The 16,491-nt window shown below is 65.2% G+C and carries 20 protein-coding genes and 2 tRNA genes; 10 read left to right on the forward strand and 12 right to left on the reverse strand.

Going from position 1 to position 16,491, the window contains the following annotated elements:
• Positions 1-68: 68 nt before the first annotated feature.
• Positions 69-428 carry an ArsR/SmtB family transcription factor gene (locus PU724_RS04985; protein ID WP_127287233.1) on the reverse strand — a complete coding sequence of 120 codons (360 nt, stop codon included), beginning with the start codon at positions 426-428 and terminating at the stop codon, positions 69-71.
• 437 nt (positions 429-865) lie between these two features.
• On the opposite strand from PU724_RS04985, the gene PU724_RS04990 reads away from it, so the two are divergent.
• The 3 genes from PU724_RS04990 (at position 866) to PU724_RS05000 (ending at position 2,527) form a co-directional block, all read left to right on the forward strand.
• Positions 866-1,123: a DUF982 domain-containing protein gene (locus PU724_RS04990; protein ID WP_127311481.1), complete on the forward strand. Its 258-nt coding sequence runs from the start codon at positions 866-868 to the stop codon at positions 1,121-1,123.
• Positions 1,124-1,686: 563 nt separating this feature from the next.
• A complete protein-coding gene (locus tag PU724_RS04995; RefSeq protein WP_127285782.1) occupies positions 1,687-2,040 on the forward strand; it encodes a hypothetical protein in 354 nt (117 codons plus the stop codon).
• 175 nt (positions 2,041-2,215) lie between these two features.
• A complete protein-coding gene (locus PU724_RS05000; RefSeq protein ID WP_354420613.1) occupies positions 2,216-2,527 on the forward strand; it encodes a hypothetical protein in 312 nt (103 codons plus the stop codon).
• Positions 2,528-2,581: 54 nt separating this feature from the next.
• On the opposite strand, the gene PU724_RS05005 is transcribed toward PU724_RS05000, so the two are convergent.
• Together PU724_RS05005 and PU724_RS05010 are read right to left on the reverse strand one after the other, a co-directional pair.
• A tRNA-Arg gene (locus tag PU724_RS05005) sits at positions 2,582-2,658 on the reverse strand.
• Positions 2,659-2,716: 58 nt separating this feature from the next.
• Positions 2,717-3,022 (reverse strand): ETC complex I subunit, encoded by a 306-nt coding sequence (locus PU724_RS05010; protein WP_354420615.1) that lies wholly within the window; start codon positions 3,020-3,022, stop codon positions 2,717-2,719.
• Positions 3,023-3,268: 246 nt separating this feature from the next.
• Here PU724_RS05010 and PU724_RS05015 point away from each other — a divergent pair, with 246 nt between their 5' ends.
• A complete protein-coding gene (locus PU724_RS05015; protein WP_354420617.1) occupies positions 3,269-4,243 on the forward strand; it encodes an NAD(P)H-dependent oxidoreductase in 975 nt (324 codons plus the stop codon).
• Positions 4,244-4,360: 117 nt separating this feature from the next.
• Positions 4,361-5,530, forward strand: coding sequence for a flavin-containing monooxygenase (locus PU724_RS05020; protein ID WP_354421252.1), 1,170 nt, complete (start codon positions 4,361-4,363; stop codon positions 5,528-5,530).
• A gap of 11 nt (positions 5,531-5,541) precedes the next feature.
• On the opposite strand, the gene PU724_RS05025 is transcribed toward PU724_RS05020, so the two are convergent.
• Positions 5,542-5,727 (reverse strand): hypothetical protein, encoded by a 186-nt coding sequence (locus PU724_RS05025; protein ID WP_127285786.1) that lies wholly within the window; start codon positions 5,725-5,727, stop codon positions 5,542-5,544.
• Here PU724_RS05025 and PU724_RS05030 point away from each other — a divergent pair.
• Positions 5,700-5,776, forward strand: a tRNA-Pro gene (locus tag PU724_RS05030). The genes PU724_RS05025 and PU724_RS05030 overlap by 28 nt on opposite strands.
• Before the next feature lie 286 nt (positions 5,777-6,062).
• Here PU724_RS05030 and PU724_RS05035 read toward each other — a convergent pair.
• The 5 genes from PU724_RS05035 to PU724_RS05055 form a co-directional block, all read right to left on the reverse strand.
• Positions 6,063-6,485: a type II toxin-antitoxin system VapC family toxin gene (locus tag PU724_RS05035; RefSeq protein ID WP_354420619.1), complete on the reverse strand. Its 423-nt coding sequence runs from the start codon at positions 6,483-6,485 to the stop codon at positions 6,063-6,065.
• Entirely contained in the window at positions 6,482-6,736 is a 255-nt protein-coding gene (locus tag PU724_RS05040) for a FitA-like ribbon-helix-helix domain-containing protein (RefSeq protein WP_354420621.1), read from the reverse strand. The genes PU724_RS05035 and PU724_RS05040 overlap by 4 nt, the downstream gene beginning before the upstream one ends.
• An 89-nt stretch (positions 6,737-6,825) precedes the next feature.
• On the reverse strand, positions 6,826-7,530 hold the full coding sequence (gene hdaA / locus PU724_RS05045; RefSeq protein WP_354420623.1) for a DnaA regulatory inactivator HdaA: 705 nt from the start codon (positions 7,528-7,530) through the stop codon (positions 6,826-6,828).
• Positions 7,531-7,536: 6 nt separating this feature from the next.
• The gene (locus tag PU724_RS05050; protein WP_128273039.1) at positions 7,537-8,739 is read right to left on the reverse strand and encodes an AI-2E family transporter; all 1,203 of its coding nucleotides are present in this window, start codon (positions 8,737-8,739) and stop codon (positions 7,537-7,539) included.
• Positions 8,711-9,268 (reverse strand): CDP-alcohol phosphatidyltransferase family protein, encoded by a 558-nt coding sequence (locus tag PU724_RS05055; RefSeq protein WP_127285792.1) that lies wholly within the window; start codon positions 9,266-9,268, stop codon positions 8,711-8,713. The genes PU724_RS05050 and PU724_RS05055 overlap by 29 nt, the downstream gene beginning before the upstream one ends.
• Positions 9,269-9,694: 426 nt before the next feature.
• Between PU724_RS05055 and purM the strand changes: the two genes are divergently transcribed.
• The 4 genes from purM to PU724_RS05075 are packed head-to-tail and all read left to right on the forward strand — an operon-like array spanning position 9,695 to position 12,195.
• Complete coding sequence (gene purM, locus PU724_RS05060; protein ID WP_127285793.1) at positions 9,695-10,774, forward strand: phosphoribosylformylglycinamidine cyclo-ligase; 1,080 nt, start codon at positions 9,695-9,697, stop codon at positions 10,772-10,774.
• A complete protein-coding gene (purN, locus tag PU724_RS05065; protein WP_128273035.1) occupies positions 10,771-11,478 on the forward strand; it encodes a phosphoribosylglycinamide formyltransferase in 708 nt (235 codons plus the stop codon). Before purM ends, purN begins: the two co-directional genes overlap by 4 nt.
• Before the next feature lie 18 nt (positions 11,479-11,496).
• Positions 11,497-11,649, forward strand: coding sequence for a type II toxin-antitoxin system RelE/ParE family toxin (locus PU724_RS05070; protein ID WP_281035355.1), 153 nt, complete (start codon positions 11,497-11,499; stop codon positions 11,647-11,649).
• Between the two features lie 27 nt (positions 11,650-11,676).
• A complete protein-coding gene (locus tag PU724_RS05075) occupies positions 11,677-12,195 on the forward strand; it encodes a SixA phosphatase family protein (protein WP_354420625.1) in 519 nt (172 codons plus the stop codon).
• A gap of 191 nt (positions 12,196-12,386) precedes the next feature.
• On the opposite strand, the gene dapB is transcribed toward PU724_RS05075, so the two are convergent.
• The 3 genes from dapB to PU724_RS05090 form a co-directional block, all read right to left on the reverse strand.
• A complete protein-coding gene (gene dapB / locus PU724_RS05080) occupies positions 12,387-13,154 on the reverse strand; it encodes a 4-hydroxy-tetrahydrodipicolinate reductase (RefSeq protein ID WP_127391660.1) in 768 nt (255 codons plus the stop codon).
• A 63-nt stretch (positions 13,155-13,217) separates the two neighbouring features.
• Positions 13,218-14,027: an agmatinase family protein gene (locus PU724_RS05085; RefSeq protein WP_127391659.1), complete on the reverse strand. Its 810-nt coding sequence runs from the start codon at positions 14,025-14,027 to the stop codon at positions 13,218-13,220.
• A gap of 90 nt (positions 14,028-14,117) precedes the next feature.
• On the reverse strand, positions 14,118-16,238 hold the full coding sequence (locus tag PU724_RS05090; RefSeq protein WP_354420628.1) for a molybdopterin-containing oxidoreductase family protein: 2,121 nt from the start codon (positions 16,236-16,238) through the stop codon (positions 14,118-14,120).
• Between the last annotated feature and the right edge of the window lie 253 nt (positions 16,239-16,491).

Consider the following 16,491-nt stretch of genomic DNA (forward strand, 5'->3'; position numbering starts at 1 on the left):
GGAAGGCCGGTGCCCTGTCACGGGATCGACAGGCTGCCGGGCGCGGCGGGAGCGCCAGGCGTGCCTGTTCAGGCCGCCTGCGGCCGGCGCTGCCTTTCGGCCACGTACTGCCGGTGCTGGCCGGCGAGCGGTCGCTCGGTCGCCAGCAGGCCATCCAGCAAGGCGAGCAGCTCGCGCGCCGCGGCCGACTTGCAGGAGTAATAGACCATCTGCCGGTCGCGGCGGGTTTCGACCAGGCCAAACCTGCGCAGCTTAGCAAGATGCTGCGACAGGGCAGACTGGCTGAGGTCGACCTTCTCGGCGAGAGTGCCGACCGAGAGTTCGCCCGCAGCCAGATAGTTCATGATCATAAGCCGCTTCCCGTTGCCCATCACGGTCAGAAACGCGGCCGCGGTTTCGGCGTTGGAAGTGAGTTCCTTCGAGACCATCGATTTCCCCATACTTCGTGCTCTTCCGAAGCCACGGGGGCAATGGCATCAGACATCCAGAGCGTTACCTGAGCGAACCATCCCGACGATATCGGAACGGAGCTCTGCTTCTTGTTTGACCATGATCCTTCTCGAAGAATCGGTTGCCACCATTCGGGATCATGGCCGGGACGACCCACGCGCCTTGGAAAGCGGCGCAAGCCGGCGCAGATTCGCAAACTTCCGAACCCGCGCCGCCAAGAAGTACCAGCACGGCGCTCTTTCAGCAACAATATAACGATTTTTTGCGTGTGGTCGCAGCGCCCTCACCGCTCCGAGACGGTGAAGCAAGGGCCGGATGCATCGGCAATGCCGACCTCACGGGCTGTTGAGAAGGGCAATGAAACCTCGCGGCCGTTCCCGCGTTTTGGATGGTTGAAGGCAGTGAGGGTTCCAACATGACCCAGGGTTGGTTTTCGAGGCCGGTCACGGTTTCGGTAGGCGTCGCGGGCGCGATCAGGCACATTTCGAGCGCACAGCAGGCGGCCGAGCTGCTGGCGGGTCAGTGGCGCGACGCCGGCAGCGCGCTGCACGGCTCGGCGCTGCGCGCCTGCCGCAGGGCGATGAGCGGCGAGGTTCCGGCCGACGCCGCCCGGGACGCGTTCATCGGCGCCGCGCGCGAGGCGCATGTGCTGGTGGAGCACGCGTCGGAATGATGGTGCCCGGGCGGGATGGACAGTTCCATCCGTTCGAGTTTCAGATCCCGAACATCAGGGTCGCATAGACGATAGGGCCTGCGATCAGGCAGACAGCCATCGCGATCAGCACGGCTATAGCGAAGCGCTCCGCGCGTCTGACACGGTTCGCGACCTCATCGTCGTCGGTTGAGATGAGATCGAGGATCGAAAAAACTCGGGGGGCAGTATGGTTGTCGTTTGCGGGTCGGCCTGCTTCGTCATGCAGGTTCAGTCTGCTTGGGCTAGAGGTCACATTCGTCTCGCTATTCGAATACGCCACACCGCTTGCCGCTGGTGGCGATGCCAATCGGCGCCCGCTATGTCAAGAAGAACTTGCGGACATCCGGTGACTGACGACAGGCCTTGCCGCAGCCGCTCACCAACTCGCGACCGTGAAATTGGTTGCCGGCCGCGGCCCAATGCGCTCGGCGATCAGGCTTTGGTCCGACCCGGTCCGATCGAGACTTTCACGGTGGTGGAACTCTTGACGGCGGGAACCATATTCCGACGCCGGCCGTTGACCGACGCGAAGGAGAAAACCAATGGCCGAAACAGACGACCAATCCTCGACACCCAAAATGACCCAACGCGAGGCTCAGGAGGCACTCGAAAAGCAGGTCGCGCAGTTGAAGCGCGAGATCAACAAGATCAATCGAACATTGTCCGAGCGCGCCGAAGAGGCTTTGGAGGAGGCCAATGGCTGGTATGACAGCGCGGCTGATCGTGCCAGCCGGACCGCTCAGGCACTTCGCAGCAGAGCGCAATCGGTTTCCGGAGTGGTCCAGGAAAATCCGGGCACGGTCTCGACCGCCTTCGTTCTCGGCGGCACGATCGGCCTGATGCTTGGTCTCATCCTTACCGGTGCGGACGATCCCCGCCGCGGGCGCTGGCTCTAGGTCCGCCTGGATCGCGCTCGGCGCGTGGCCCTGCCGCGCATCATATTAGCAGGAAACGATATGTTAACGGCTGTCATGCAGCCTTTGCGCGTGGAGGAAGGGCAATGCCCTCCTCATCGACGTCCCAACGTGCGCCCTCGAGCGCCGCGACGTTCGACCAATGCGGAGCAAACGCATGAGTGTCGAAACAGCTCTGGAACAATTGCTGCGGTTGATTCATCGCCGGGCCATGAGATTAGCGGCTTTGCCGGATGACGAGAGGGATCTGCACTACGATCTCATCCGCCTGTCTTGCTGCAAGGCGGCCGAGCATATTGGGCAAAGTCCGGACGATGCAGCCATCACCGCAAACGACATGGTCGAGTTCGTTCGCGCGCTGGTCGGGATCATCGAAGTGGGGCGCGGACATGACCGGCGCGAAGCGCCGATCGGTCGCCGGCCGGCACAGCAGCTCGCCGGCCTGGGGAACGGCGCCGCGCGCACTTAGGCCGGCGCTTCAGCCTCGCCAGCCCCGCCAAAAAGTCAACAAAATCGGAGATATTGGCGATCCCGGCAGGATTCGAACCTGCGACCATCGGCTTAGAAGGCCGGTGCTCTATCCAGCTGAGCTACGGGACCGCTGGCCGGCGATGCCGGCTTTCTGCTTCTCGGCCGGGCGCGCCGCCCGGCTTGCCAGTCAGTGCGTCCAGGGCGTCCTGCGGTCATAGCGGAAATTCTCCGCGTAGGAAATCTGCCGGCGCTTGGGCTCCTTCGGCTCCTCGACGCGGAAGGCGAGGCCTTCCTTTTCGGCATAGGCCACCGCTTCTTCCCTGGTGTCGAAGGTCAGCCTGACCTGGCTCAGCATGTCGCCCGAGGTGGTGTAGCCCATCAGCGGGTCGATCTTCTTGCGCTGCGCGGGATCGAATTCCAGAACCCAGTGACCGGTCTTGGCCTTGCCTGACTGCATCGCGGTTTTGGCTGGGCTGAAAATGCGCGCGGACATGTCCACCTCGTTGTTGCGGGCCGGCGGCAGCGCCACCTTTCGCCTGTCATTACTGTGCAACGGCCCCGACGGCAAGGCCAACGGCCGCCGGGCGGGGCGTCAGCCGGCGCGTCGGAACCTCGCCGAGGCCTGGGCATTATCCAAAACATCAGGCGACCTGTCTCGCGAGCGGGACGAATTCCGCCGCCGGCGCCCCGCGCCGGCACCCAGGCAAACGCAGCCGTTCCAACAGCCCGGACACGCATCATGAACAATGCAGCCCAAACCCGCGCAATCCAGCTCGCCGTCATCGTCGGCAGCCTTCGCGCCCAGTCCTACAGCCGCAAGATCGCCAGGGCACTGGCCGCCCGCGCGCCTGACTCGATGCGCTGCCGCTTCATCGAGATCGGCGACCTGCCGCTCTACAACGAGGACCTCGAGGGCGAAGATCCGCCGCGCGCATGGTCGACATTCCGCGCGGAAATCCGCAGCGCCGATGCGGTGCTCTTCGTCACGCCGGAATATAACCGCTCGATCCCCGGCTGCCTGAAGAACGCGCTGGATGTGGGCTCGCGCCCGTCAGGCAAGAGCGTGTTCAAAGGCCTGCCGGCCGGGGTCGTCAGCGTCACACCGAACAAGCTTGGAGCGTTTGGCGCCAACCATGCGCTGCGCCAGACCTTCGTCTTTCTCGACATGCCGGTGATGCAGCAGCCGGAAGCCTATATCAGCACCGTCGCCGACCTGCTGGACGACAAGGGCGGGGTGAAGAGCAGCGAAACCGCTGGATTCCTGGAGAAATTCATGAGCGCCCTGGAGGACTGGATCCGAACCATCCGGCCAGACGATGCCTCCTTCGAAGCGTTCATGCGGCAGCGTGAGAAGATCGCCGAAGACTATGTCAACGGCGACGCGAAATCGCTCGAGGCGATCGTCACCCACGCGGAACCGGCGACTTTCTTCTCGCCGCGGGGCGATCATCTCCAGGGCGCCAACGCCGTCGCGAGCCGTTACGAGCGCGACGCGCGCAACTTCCATGAAGGCGGCAGCACCGATCTCGAGGTGCTGCAATCTTCGGCGAGCGGCGGCCTGGCGTTCTGGACCGGCCTGCAGCACGCAGAGGCGCGCATGGGCAAGAATGGCGAGACCACGGCGATGACCTTGCGGGTGACCGAGGTGTTCCGCTTCGAGGACGGCGCGTTCAGGCTCGTCCACCGCCATGCCGACCCGGCGAAGGCCGGATAGCCCCGCGACATAACGCCGGCGGCTTTGCAACCGCGGCATCTTCCCATTGCGCTGCAAGCGGCATATGTCGGATACAACGCCGTGCCAGACAGGGTGATGACGGCGACAAACAAGGACATGGACGCGGAAACCTTGCAGGCTCAGGCCGGCCGACCGGAGACCTTCGACGGCGCGATCGTGATCGGCGCCGGCGCGGCCGGGCTCAGCGTCGCCCTGGCGCTCATCGAGGCCGGCGTGGCAACGCAGGTGCTGGAGCGGGAGAGCCGGCTGGCCGAACCCTGGCACCGTCGGCACGAAAACCTGCACCTCAACACCCATCGCGATCTTTCTTCCCTGCCCGGCGTCGCCTACCCCGCCGGCACGCCCGCCTTTCCGCACCGCACCACGGTGATCAGCCATCTCAACGAATTCGCCGAGACGCACGGGCTGCCGGTCGAATTCGGCGTCGTCGTCGAGGAAGTGACCTTCAACGGCGATCACTGGACGGTCAGGACAACCGCCGGGCCGCGGCTTGCGCGCCATGTCGTGATCGCTACAGGTCGCGACCGGCATCCGTTCATTCCCGCCTGGAAAGGCATGAAGGACTTTGCCGGGCGCATCGTCCATTCGGCCGATTTCGGCGCGGCGAAGGACTATGAGGACAAGACGGCACTGGTGGTGGGCGCCGGCAATTCGGGCTTCGACGCGCTCAATCACCTTTCCGGCGTCAAGACCGGACAGATGTGGCTTGCCGCCCGCAACGGCCCCTCGCTCTTGCCCAAGCGCATCGGCCAGATCGCAGTGCACCGTTTTTCGCCTTTCATGGCGCGGCTGCCCGTGAGGCTGGCCGACTGGGCGATGGCGCTGACCCAACGCCTCGTCTTCGGTGACCTGCGCAAATTCGGCCTTCCGTCGTCACGCGTGGGCGGCGCCAGCCGACTGGGCTCCGACTACACCGCGATCGCCTCCGATGACGGCGCCGTCGATGCCATCAAGGCCGGCCGTGTCATCGTGGTTCCGCAGATCAGGGAATTCACCCGCGACGGCGTCATCCTCGACAACGGCCAGACGATCACCCCCGACATCGTCATCGCCGCAACCGGCTACCGCACCGGGCTGGAGCCGATGGTGGGCTCGCTCGGCGTGCTCGACGCCAAGGGCGTGCCGCTGTTCAACGGCGCCGACAGCGACCCGAGACTGCCCGGCCTTTGGTTCACCGGCATGCGGCCGAGCATCCGCGGCTGCTTTGCCAATGCCCGCATCCAGGGCGCCGCGATCGCCCGTGAGATCGCCAGACGACGACGCTGAGCGCAAATCGCTCATTTCTGCATGAAGGCGGCGAAGTTCTCCCTCGTCGACTGCAGCCAGCTTTCGTCATTCGTCAGCACTTCGTGCCCGATGAACGATACAGCGCTTTCGTTTTTCTCGTTTCGTGGGTTGCCTTCGCGGGTCTGGAACCTTATACGCCGCAGGGCCTCGGAGTGTAGCGCAGCCTGGTAGCGCATCTGGTTTGGGACCAGAGGGTCGGGAGTTCGAATCTCTCCACTCCGACCATTTTTCTCCCCGTCCCTGAGCACCCGAGCTCCGGCGAGTGCGCGCACGAGGTGCCCCTGGCGTCCGTCACAGATACCTCTATCGGCTGCCCCGATGGACCACGTTGTGATCCATATATGACGATGCAGACGATATCTCTGGAAGGTAAGCTCGCCGGGCGAGAACCCCAACCGCCTTACACCCGGCGAGCCCACAACCCGATCTGGAACGCGATCGGGGCCGGGATCAGCCGGCAAACTGGATGTTGCAAGATGGATGCCGGCGGCCTTGTCCCGAAATGGGACAGTTAAGTGGCGCTTTCCCATGGATTGACGACGGGTATGCCGGCCGCGTGAAAGGCCGACACGTCACGTGAAGCGACGCGGAAGCCTTTGGCGGCGGCGATAGCCGCTATGTGGCCGTCGGGTGTAGGAAACCCCTTGCCCGCGGCTCTGGCCTTTGGGGCAAGGCCGGCATACTGCCTCGCTGCCTGCGCATCGAATGGCAGAACGCGCTGTTCGAACACCGCGCGTATGCCAGCAACGGCCTCAGCCAGGGCATTCTTGCGGCGCCCCGCAGCCATCACCTCGATGCCGAACAGCACCTCAGCGAGAGTCACGCTGGAAATATACAATGTTTCAGCAGCCTGATCGTCCAGCCATGCCAGAACCGCCGGATGGGGCTGTGGCCTCATCACCTCCGAAACGACATTGGTGTCCAGGACGATCATTCGAGTCTCAGAGGCTCGGCCGGGCTTTTATCGCGGACCTGCTCCAAGGCATCTACATCCTCACCTTTTACCCCGGCGCGGCGGGCGATGTCGGACAGCAAAGCGCCCAGCTTCACACGCCCTTCCGGCCGCACGGCGTTTTCGAGTATGGCTCGAATCTCCGCTTCCGTGCTTCGGCCGTGGACGGCGGCCTGCACGCGCAGAGCGCGGTGGGTTTCTTCCGGAATATTTCTGATCGTCACAGATGGCATTGATATCATCCCGATGTCATTGACATCATATCACCATATGTCTCTGATCTCACCGGCTCTGACGTCACCTGCTGGCTACCGGACAAGGCCTAAATCTCGAACTCGCCCTGCCCTTCGTCCATGGCGCTGACGGTTTCGGCGGCGAGCGCCCTGGTGATCGGCGTCTTGCGCTCCAGCGCTGCGCGGTCGAGGCGTTCCACCACGCGCATGGCGGTGGCCAGCGAGCGCTCGATGCGCCTGACCAGATATTGCACGACATGCGGCTCGACCTCGACCTGGCGGTCGGCGAAAAGCTTTGTGATGACGCCGGCGAGCAGCAGATCGTCGGGTTCGTGGATCTCGACGGTCGCTGCAGCCTTCAGCCGCGAGATGAGGTCGGGCAGCGCGACACCCCAGGCCGAGGGAAAGCGCCTGGCCGTCAGCAGCAGAGAGGAGCCGGCGCCACGGACGGCGTTGATGAGGTGGAACAGGCCAGTCTCGTCGACGGGGTGCTTGTCGATGTCGTCGATGAGGACGGGCATCTCGCCAAGATCGGCGATGCACTGTTCGATGCGTCCGGCATCGACCCTTATCGCGCCGGCGCGGGCCAGCCAGATCGAGGCCAGATGCGTCTTGCCGGAGCCGGCCGGCCCGGCCAGCACCACGACCGGCGACGGCCAGTCGGGCCACCGGTCGACCAGCGCCACCGCCTGGGCGTTGGTCGAAGACACCACGAGCTCGTCGCGCGAGTAGCCGGTGCCGTGGCCGAGATCGAGCGGCAACTGGCGCGGCGGATCGGTTCTGTCAGCGGCCATGGCGTGTCAGCCGCGCGGCTTGGCGGCCCGGCGGCGGTTGGCCGGCAGCGGCGGAATGGGCTCGGTCGCGTGGCCCTTGTAGAGCGGCGATTCGAGATAGCGGGCAATGGCGAAGCGCACCAGCACGGCGACCGCCGCCGAAGCCGGCACCGCGATCAGCAGGCCGACAAAGCCGAACAGCGCGCCGAAGGCGAACAGCGCAAACATCAGCCAGACCGGATGCAGGCCGACGCTTTTGCCCACCAGCCTCGGCTGCAGAATGTTGCCCTCGATGAACTGGCCGACGAAAAACACGCAGGCCACCGCAGCGATCATCACCCAGTCCGGCCAGAACTGGACAAAGGCGACGCCGACCGCGAGCACCAGCCCGGTCAGCGAGCCGACATAGGGGATGAAGGAGATCAGCCCGGCGAAGAGGCCGATGAGGATCGCGAAGTTGAGGCCGGCCAAAGTCAGGCCCGTGGCGTACATGGCGCCGAGCACCAGGCAGAGCGTGCCCTGGCCGCGCACGAAGCCGGCGGTCGCGGTGTTGATGTCGCGGGCGATCGTCCGCACCGTTTCGACATAGTCACGCGGCACCCAGCTGTCGACCTCGGCCACCATGCGGTCCCAGTCGAGCAGCATGTAGAAGGCGACGACCGGCGTCACCACGAACAGGCTGATCACCGAGACCAGCGCCACGCCGGAGCTCCAGATCGAGGTGAAGACGGTGGTGAGCAGGCCAAAGCCGGAAGTGAGCAGCGAGTTCAGCCCGTCGCGCAAGCTGTTGGCGTTGACGCCAAATCTCTGCTCCAGCCATTTCGGGTCGAAGCTGGTGATCAATGCCTGCAGGCGGGTGAGATATTCCGGCAGCTTGCCGGCGAAATCGGCCATTTGCGTCGCCAGCACCGGCACCAGGATGACGAAGGCCAGCACAAGCACGACGATGAAGGCGATCAGGATGACCACCGTCGCCATCAGCCGGGAGAGGCCGAGGCGCTGCAGCCGGTCGGCGACCGGATCGAGGAAATAGGCAAGCACCATGCCGGCGACGAAGGGCAGAAGGATGCTGGAGAAGACGTAGAGGAACAGGGCGAGCAGGACGGCGGTGCCCAGCCAGAAGAATATCTGGCGGCGGAACGCCGAAGACGCGGCTTCGCCGGCCGCCGCTGCCTCGGCGGCCGCCGCGATGGATCCTTGGTCAGGAGTCCGGTTTGGAGCCTTCGCCATAGCCGCTCATATGCCTCAACCAGGTCACGAGATAGGCCGCGGCCGAAGCCACGGTCAAGACCCCGGACAGCAATATGAGCGCCGGCCTCAGCGGGTCGAAGTGGATCGAAATAGCCAATTCGCCAAGCACCACCGCCGCCAGAATGATCTGGATGGCGGTGTTGGCCTTGGATATCAGGAGCGGTTTCATCTCGACCGGATGCGCCATCACCGTCGACAGAAGCACGGCGCAGACGATCAGCGCGTCGCGCGAGACCATGGTGACGACCAGCCACAGCGGCAACTCGCCGATGAAGCCCATGACCACGAACGCCGAGACCAGCAGCAGCTTGTCGGCCATCGGGTCGAGATAGGCGCCGAGTTTCGAAAACTGGTTGAAGCGGCGAGCGATGAAGCCGTCGACGCCGTCGGAGATGCCGGCGACGAGGAAGCCGGCAAAGGCCCAGTCCCAGCGCGCCTGCAGCATGGCCAGCACCACGGCGGGCACGAGAACCAGGCGCATGATCGTGATCATGTTGGGGATGGTCAAACGTCTGCCCCGTCGTGGCTTGTTGGGAGATAGATGATGGAGATGGGAGGTAGGCGCAAGGACCGAGCGCCTCATTCTTCCACACGGGCGATTGGCGAAAGCGGCGATGACGATCGATCTCCCCCCTTGGGGGGGAGATGCCTGACAAGGCAGAGGGGGGTGCTGTCCCGCCGACGTATCGGCCATTGCTCAACGGGCATCAACTGATCGTTCGAAGGTCGCGATCCTCCACACCCCCTCTGTCCTGCCGGACATCTCCCTCGCAAGGGGGGAGATCAGCTGTCGCCTCGGACTTCGCCAGTCGCCAGCGCTGTTGCAACCATTGCTGTCCACGGTTTTGTCGCCCGGGAGGGCCGTCATCCTTGCTCCCCGAAACCATTCATGCGAAGAGCCCGCAAGCACAGTGGAAACAGCGACGAGCCGGATATGACCAAGCGCGACACAGCCAAGCGCAAGAACGGGCTCACCTATGCCGAGGCGGGTGTCGATATCGATGCCGGCAATCTTATGGTGGAGAAGATCAAGCCGCTGGTGCGCGCCACGCGCCGGCCGGGCGCCGATGGCGAGATCGGGGGCTTCGGCGGGCTGTTCGACCTCAAAGCCGCCGGCTTCTCCGATCCGGTGCTGGTTGCCGCCAATGACGGCGTCGGCACCAAGCTCAAGATCGCCATCGATGCCGGCAAACACGACACAATCGGAATCGACCTCGTTGCCATGTGCGTCAACGACATCGTCGTGCAGGGCGCCGAGCCGCTGTTCTTCCTCGACTATTTCGCCACCGGCAAGCTCGACCCCGACCAGGGGGCGGCGATCGTCGGCGGCATTGCGCAAGGCTGCCGGCAGGCCGGCTGCGCGCTGATCGGCGGCGAGACGGCCGAGATGCCCGGCATGTATCACGGCAAGGATTACGACCTCGCCGGCTTCGCCGTGGGCGCCGCCGAGCGCGGCCAGCTGCTGCCCACCGACGACATCGTCGAGGGCGACGTGCTGCTCGGCCTCGCCTCGTCCGGCCTGCATTCCAACGGCTTTTCGCTGGTTCGCCGCATCGTTGCCGCCAGCGGCCTCGCCTGGAGCGACCCGGCACCGTTCAACGACGAGGCGACGCTTGCCGAAGCACTGCTCGAGCCGACGCGCATCTATGTGAAGTCGATCCTGAAGGCGATCCGCAATACGCATGGCATAAAGGCGCTGGCCCACATCACCGGCGGCGGCTTCCCCGAGAACATTCCGCGCGTGCTGCCGAAGGACTTTTCGGCCGAGCTCGACCTCAACGCCATCGAAGTGCCGCCGGTGTTCGCGTGGCTGGCCAAGACCGGCGGCGTGGCCCCGGAAGAGATGATGCGCACCTTCAATTGCGGCATCGGCATGATCCTCGCCGTGGCCTCCGGCCAGGCGGCGCAGGTAGCGGCGGTGCTGCAGGAGGCCGGCGAGACGGTGACGCCGATCGGCCGCATCGTGCCACGCCGCGACGCCGGCGTCATCTACCGGGGGTCGATCGGCCTATGAGCAGGAAACGCACCGTCGTTCTGATCTCCGGGCGCGGCTCCAACATGACGGCGCTGATCGCGGCGGCGAGCGACCCAGCCTATCCGGCAGAGATCGTCGGCGTCATCTCCGACAGGGCGAACGCCGCCGGCCTCGCCATCGCGGCCGCGCGCGGAATCGCCACCAAGGTGATCCAGCGCTCGGATTATGGCAGCAAGGAAGCGCATGACGGCGCGATCGATGCCGCCCTTGCCGGCTTCGGCGCCGAAATCGTCGCGCTGGCCGGCTACATGCGCATCCTGGGCGGCCGCTTCGTCGAGAAATGGCTGGGGCGGATGGTCAACATCCACCCTGCCCTTTTGCCTGCCTTCAAGGGCCTGGATACGCATGCCCGCGCCCTGCGCGCCGGCGTTCGCATCCATGGCTGCTCGGTGCATTTCGTGACGCTCGACATGGATGACGGCCCGATCATCGCGCAGGCCGCTGTGCCGGTGATGGTCGGCGACAATGAGGATACGCTCGCCGCCCGCGTGCTCAAGGCCGAGCACCGGCTCTACCCGCTGGCGCTCGGTCTCGTCGCCGAAGGCAAGGCGCGCATGGAGAAGGGCCACACCGTGCTCGCCCATTTCGCCGACGATGCCGACAACGGGACCTCCGTGGTAATGGCGCCCGACCCGCTGCGCGAGGAAAGCGATCTCGAGCAGTTGGCGCGGATCACGCCGTAAGGGATTGAGGCTGATAGCATTTCCGAGTCCGGACCGGGACGACCTGACGTTGGTGCCGAAACCGGAGCGCTGAACGTCGGCAACTATCTCATACTCTATCGCCTCGCCAAGGAACGGATTGAGATCGTGCGTATCGTGCATGGCGCACGCGACGTCTCGACGTTATTTTGAAAGGCAGTGGCGACAGGGAATGGTGATATGGCGAAAGCAAGACAACTCCTCGTCCTGCGCCACGCCAAGTCGAGCTGGGACGATGCCAAGCTTGCCGATTTCGACCGGCCGCTCAGCTCGCGCGGACTGAAGACGGCGCCGCTGATGGGACGGGAGCTTTCCCGGCGCGGCTGGTTGCCGGATCTGGCGCTGGTGTCTGCCGCGCTGCGCACGCGCGACACATGGCGGCTGGTCGCGGCCGAACTGCCACGAAACGTGCCGGCGGAATTCACCGATGCGCTCTACGAGGCCGCGGCAGAGGATGTGTTGGCCGTGGTGCGCAAGGTCAGCGCGGCAAGCCTTTTGCTGCTCGGCCACAATCCCGGGCTGGAGGAGTTCGCGCGCCGGCTCGCCAGTTCGAGGTCAGATGCCCAGGCGCTGAGGAAGCTCGAGGAAAAATTCCCGACGGCGGCACTGGCCCGTTTTGTCCTCGATGGAGACTGGGCGGATCTCGGCTTCGGTGGCGCGCGGCTGACGCATTGCATCAGGCCGAAAGAGCTGAGCTAGCGGCCTCCACGGCAGCGCGACCCTTGGCGCGCGCGGAGCCCAAAAGACAAAATCCGACCAAAGCGATAGCGCCGAACCTTGCCGATTTGATTCAGGCTTGCGCAAAGGCGAAGCGGGCACAAGCCCGCCGCCTCGGGGAACAATCTTGGCGAAAATCGTCGATGACGGCCAATCCCTCGACTGAGGCAGTTTCAACGCCGCAACACGTCGCGCATGTCGTATTCGCCGGGTGGCTGTCCGGCGACCCAGAGGGCGGCGGCGATGGCGCCGCGGGCGAACATCGAGCGATCGCCCGCCGAATGCGACAGCGTCAGCACCTCGCCGTCGGCGAGGAAGTTGACGCTGTGCTCGCCGACGATGCTGCCGCCGCGCATCACTGCGAAGCCGATCTCGCCGGGCGGACGCGGACCGGTGACACCGTCGCGGCCGTGTCGCGCGACGTCTTCCAGCGTAATGCCCCGCCCCTGTGCGGCCGCCTCGCCCAGCATCAGCGCCGTGCCCGAGGGCGCATCCACCTTCGCGCGATGATGCGCCTCGAAGATCTCGATGTCGCAGTCGTCGGGGCTGAGCGCGCGCGCCGCCTGCTCGACCAGCCCGGTCAGCACGTTGAGGCCAAGCGAGTAACTGCCGGAACGCACGATGGCGACCGTCTTCGCGGCGGCGGCAATGGCGGCAAGCTCGGTGGCGTCGAAGCCGGTCGAGCCGATCACCAGCGCCGGGCCGCCACGCACGGCGCAAGCCGCGGCAAGTTCAGCCGACGCAGCCGGCGTGGTGAAATCGACGATGACGTCGGCAAGCGCCAGCGCCTCGTCGCGCTCGACCAGCCCCTCCCCGGCGGAACCGGAGCGATGGAAGCGGGCCGCGAGTTCGAGGCGCGGATCGGCCGCCACGGTTTCCACCATCTGCCGGCCCATGCGGCCGAGCGCGCCGGCTATGGCGATCCTGAGCGGCTTCGGCATTGCGGCTCCAATGGGAAAGACGAGTCGGAACAAGCAGCTGGAACAACGTCTTGCAAGATTGATTCACCCAACGGGCGCGCCATTCGTCTGCAGCATCATGCCGGCGATCTCCTTCACCAGCTTGGCGGCGACCAGAGCGGTCTGGTTCGAGAGATCCTGGCTCGCATTGTATTCAACGACATCGGCGGCGACGATCGGCTGGTCGATTCCCTGGATCAGGCCGATCACCTGGCGAGTGGTGAAGCCGCCTGGTTCGCGATGGGAAATGCCGGGCGCGAAGGCCGGATCGAGAGCGTCGATATCCATCGAGACGTAGACGGGCGTCTTGAGGTCAAGCCGCAGCCCTTCCTTGAAATGCCGCATCTCCACCACCTCGACATCGAAGCGCCTGAACTGGTCGCGGTGGTGGTCGTTGATGGTGCGCAGGCCGATCTGGATCAGCCGGTCGGCAAGCCGCTCCTCCATGATGCGCGCGAAGGGCGAGGTGTGCGAGCGCGGATTGTCGCCATAGGCATGGTAGATGTCGGGATGGGCATCGATATGCAGGATCGTCAGGCTGGGATGACGGCGCCGTACCGCGCGCAGCACCGGCCAGGAGATCGCGTGGTCGCCGCCGAGCGAGATCAGCGGATGCCCGGCATCCAGCGCGCGGCCGACTTCGCTTTCGATCCGCTCCCACGGATCGCCGGGCTGCGTGAAATCGACGTCGCCGTGATCGATGAAGCGGTCGCTGAGGTCAAAGCCGGTTTCCGACCATGAACTGTAGGCATCGCTGGCGAGTTCGCGTCGGATCAACGGCGGCGCTTCGGCCGCACCGCGCAGCCAGGACGAATTCCCGTCATGCGGAATGCCCAGAAGCGATATCTTGCTCACGACATTCTCCCTCGTCGCAACAGTCAGGGTGTCTCTATAGTCGCGGGAGCTGGCGGCCGCGACGGCAGGCGCTTGGGCCAGATCGCCGGATCAAACGCCAAGCTCTTGCGGCTTGCGCAGCCATACCTTGTTGTCGTGCAGCGCGGCACCGCCATAGGGCGCCGGCGCGTCGGCGCCGGTCAGCACGTTGATGCCCTCGCCGCGCTCATGCGCGCTGTTCGGCCAGATGCCCTCGGCGATCACCACGCCGCGCCTGATGCCGTCGAAGAACTTGGCATGCAGCACCAGCTCGCCGCGCTGGTTGCCGACCTCGACGCGGCTGCCATCGGCAAGCCCGAGTTCGGCGGCATCGTCGGGATGCAGCAGCAGCACCGGCCTGCCCTCCTTTTCCTTCGACACGGGCGTCTCGGCGAAGGTCGAGTTGAGGAAGTTGCGCGCCGGCGAAGTGGTCAGCCGGAATGGATGGGCCGCGTCCGCCACCTCGATCAGCTCGACATGGTCAGGGAATTCCGGCAGCTGTTCCACCGGTCCGAACAGCCCCATGCTCCTCGGCGGCCGGTTGGGCGCCGCCTGCCCAGACCAGTCGGGACGGAAGCGGAACTTTCCGTCCGGATGGCCAAAGCCGTCGATGAAATGCGCCGCCTCGAAATCCGGCTGCATGTCGATCCACTTCTGTTCGCCCAGGCTGTCGAAGCTGCCCAGCCCGCGCTTGCCGAGGATGATGTCGATATGCTCCTTCTCGGTCAGGCCGAAGCCCGGCCTGTCGGAGACGCCGAGCCGCTTCGCCAGTTCCTCGATGACAAAATGGTTGGTGCGCGGCCCTTCCGGCGGATCGATCAGCTTCGCGCCGAGCGTGATGTGCTGGTTGCCGCCGCCCTTGTAGATGTCGTCATGCTCGAGGAACATCGTCGCCGGCAGGACGACATCGGCGAGCCTGGCGGTGTCGGTCATGAACTGCTCGTGCACGCAGGTGAACAGGTCGTCGCGCAAAAAACCGTGCTTCACCAGCCGCTGCTCGGGCGCGACATTGACCGGATTGGTGTTCTGGATGAGCAGCGCCGTCACCGGCGGACCGCCATAGAGCGCGTCCGCGGCCCCTGTCAGCACCGGGCCGATGCGCGAATGGTCGAGATGGCGCACGTTCGGGTCGCGCAGCGCGGTGCCTTCGAGCAGATCCTGGTTCAGCTTGAAGATGCCTGAATTGGAGTGGAAGGCGCCGCCGCCCTCATATTGCCAGGCGCCGGTGACGGCGGCGATCGAGGCCGCCGCGTGCATGTTGACCGAGCCGTTGCGCTGGCGCGAGAAGCCGTAGCCGAGACGGAAATAGGTCTTCTTCGTCGTGCCGACGAGATGCGCGAAGGTCTCGATCTCGGCAACGCTCAATCCGGTGATCGCGGCCGCCCAGTCCGGCGTGCGGGTGCGGAGGTGCTGCTCCAGCCCGCGCGGATCGTCGGTGTATTTGTCGAGATAGGCGTGGTCGGCGAAGCCGTCCCGGAACAGCACATGCATGACCGCGCAGGCCAGCGCGCCATCGGTGCCGGGCTTGAGCACCAGGCCGAGATCCGCCTGCTTCATCGTCGCGTTCTCATAGACGTCGATGACGACGATCTTCGCTCCGCGTTCCTTGCGCGCCTTGATCGCGTGGGTCATGACGTTGACCTGCGTCACCACGGCATTGGTGCCCCAGATCACGACGCAGTCGGACTTGGCCATCTCGCGCGGATCGGGACCGCGCAGCGCGCCCGCTCCAACCATCCAGCCGGTCCAGGCGAGGTTGGTGCAGATCGAGCCGAAGAAGCCGGAGTACTTCTTCGCGTGGCGCAGCCGGTGGATGCCGTCGCGCTGCACCAGCCCCATCGTTCCGGCATAGTAATAGGGCCACACCGTTTCCGAGCCGTACGTCTCCTCGGCCTTGATGAACTTCTCGGCAACGAGGTCGAGCGCCGCTTCCCAGCTGGACTCCTTCCAGATGCCGTCGCCCTTGGCGCCCGCCCTGACCAGTGGCTTCAGCAGGCGGTCGGGGTGGTGGACGCGGTCGGCATAGCGGGCGACCTTGGCGCAGATGACGCCCGCCGTGTAGCTGTTGGCCTTGGCGCCGTAGACGCGGCCGATGCGGTTGCTATCGAGCAGCTCGACCTCGAGCGCGCAGGTGGACGGGCAGTCGTGCGGACAGGCCGAATGGCCGATCCTGAGCTTGGCGTGCTGGTTCATGCGGGTTGTCTAGCGGGATTCAGGCTCGGCGTGTAGGTCCAGATCGGGCGCGAGTTGGTGCTGGCTTGCGAGGATGTACTGCGCGGTGGAGTTGCGGCAGGATGTTATTTGCGCGACGCCCGAATTGCCAATCTCCCCCCTCGTGGGGGAGATGTCCGGCAGGACAGAGGGGGGCGTGAAGGATCGCCAACCCTGAGTTCATTCGGTAGCGAAACACCATGGGACTTCGCTGTTTGGCTGAGAGGCCGGCGGG

Origin of the sequence: Mesorhizobium abyssinicae, from assembly GCF_049887195.1 — a bacterium.
GTDB lineage: Bacteria > Pseudomonadota > Alphaproteobacteria > Rhizobiales > Rhizobiaceae > Mesorhizobium > Mesorhizobium abyssinicae.

Coding starts and splice junctions, on each gene's coding strand:
- PU724_RS04985 (WP_127287233.1), bottom strand. CDS start 428: ATGGTCTCGAAGGAACTCACTTCCAACGCCGAAACCGCGGCCGCGTTT.
- PU724_RS04990 (WP_127311481.1), top strand. CDS start 866: ATGACCCAGGGTTGGTTTTCGAGGCCGGTCACGGTTTCGGTAGGCGTC.
- PU724_RS04995 (WP_127285782.1), top strand. CDS start 1,687: ATGGCCGAAACAGACGACCAATCCTCGACACCCAAAATGACCCAACGC.
- PU724_RS05000 (WP_354420613.1), top strand. CDS start 2,216: ATGAGTGTCGAAACAGCTCTGGAACAATTGCTGCGGTTGATTCATCGC.
- PU724_RS05010 (WP_354420615.1), bottom strand. CDS start 3,022: ATGTCCGCGCGCATTTTCAGCCCAGCCAAAACCGCGATGCAGTCAGGC.
- PU724_RS05015 (WP_354420617.1), top strand. CDS start 3,269: ATGAACAATGCAGCCCAAACCCGCGCAATCCAGCTCGCCGTCATCGTC.
- PU724_RS05020 (WP_354421252.1), top strand. CDS start 4,361: ATGGACGCGGAAACCTTGCAGGCTCAGGCCGGCCGACCGGAGACCTTC.
- PU724_RS05025 (WP_127285786.1), bottom strand. CDS start 5,727: ATGCGCTACCAGGCTGCGCTACACTCCGAGGCCCTGCGGCGTATAAGG.
- PU724_RS05035 (WP_354420619.1), bottom strand. CDS start 6,485: ATGATCGTCCTGGACACCAATGTCGTTTCGGAGGTGATGAGGCCACAG.
- PU724_RS05040 (WP_354420621.1), bottom strand. CDS start 6,736: ATGCCATCTGTGACGATCAGAAATATTCCGGAAGAAACCCACCGCGCT.
- hdaA (WP_354420623.1), bottom strand. CDS start 7,530: ATGGCCGCTGACAGAACCGATCCGCCGCGCCAGTTGCCGCTCGATCTC.
- PU724_RS05050 (WP_128273039.1), bottom strand. CDS start 8,739: ATGGCGAAGGCTCCAAACCGGACTCCTGACCAAGGATCCATCGCGGCG.
- purM (WP_127285793.1), top strand. CDS start 9,695: ATGACCAAGCGCGACACAGCCAAGCGCAAGAACGGGCTCACCTATGCC.
- purN (WP_128273035.1), top strand. CDS start 10,771: ATGAGCAGGAAACGCACCGTCGTTCTGATCTCCGGGCGCGGCTCCAAC.
- PU724_RS05075 (WP_354420625.1), top strand. CDS start 11,677: ATGGCGAAAGCAAGACAACTCCTCGTCCTGCGCCACGCCAAGTCGAGC.
- dapB (WP_127391660.1), bottom strand. CDS start 13,154: ATGCCGAAGCCGCTCAGGATCGCCATAGCCGGCGCGCTCGGCCGCATG.
- PU724_RS05090 (WP_354420628.1), bottom strand. CDS start 16,238: ATGAACCAGCACGCCAAGCTCAGGATCGGCCATTCGGCCTGTCCGCAC.